The following is a 771-nucleotide window of genomic DNA, read 5'->3' on the forward strand; positions in this document are numbered from 1 at the left end:
ATAGCGGGGGGCGAAGTAGCCGGTGACATAGCTGCTGCGGCGCGGGTTGGAGTGCGACCAGACGCCGTTGCCCTGGCCGTGGTCCTCGGAGCCGGACCGGATGCTGTTGCCGCCCTTGGTGTACACGGTGTCGGCGTCGAAGCCGGTGACGATCTCGGTGTGGGCGCCGTCGCCGAAGTCGACCCACGCGCCCACGGAGGGGTAGTCGGACCACTGGCCGCGGGCCCTGGCCCAGGAGGCGAAGGCGCTCACGTTGTCGACCTTGGGCACGATCGCGTCGAGCCCGACGTCGTGGTACATGCACCAGTCGAAGATCACGCACCAGGGGACCCCGTTCTCGCCGAACTCCTCTCCCCAGCGCGTGTAGTTGTCCCAGCCGTCATGGCTGTTCCAGCCCTCGTAGACCTTCTCGGGGACGCTCATGAGGTGGTCGGTGAGCTGCCGCCACCGGGGTGTGCTCATGCGGTTCCTCCAGGCGTGACGGTGGCGCGGTCCGATCAGCGGTCAGGCATCCGGAACCGCAGGTCCCCCTGAGGATCCCCGGGAGTCGGGCGCCCGATGCCGCCCTGAGCTGTAGAAACGTTTCGGCTGGATCCGATCGGTGCCGCCGTACCGGAATGCCTCGGATGTGACTCCCCCCACCCTCTCTTGACCCGAGAAGAAAGGGTTACCTAAGTTCGGCCTCATGTCCTCCTCGCACCACTCGTCGCCCCACTCCGCGCTCCCCGCGGAGCCGGTCGTCTTCTCCGTCGACCTCACCCACCAGGAGAT

General features: G+C 67.4%; 1 pseudogene. It reads right to left on the reverse strand.

Annotated features, from left to right (window positions below):
• Positions 1-462, reverse strand: a pseudogene (locus tag VR44_RS12390) (hypothetical protein); the annotation flags it as partial.
• Positions 463-771: the final 309 nt, after the last annotated feature.

It is taken from the genome of Streptomyces katrae (assembly GCF_000966975.1).
In the GTDB taxonomy this organism is placed as follows: domain Bacteria; phylum Actinomycetota; class Actinomycetes; order Streptomycetales; family Streptomycetaceae; genus Streptomyces; species Streptomyces katrae.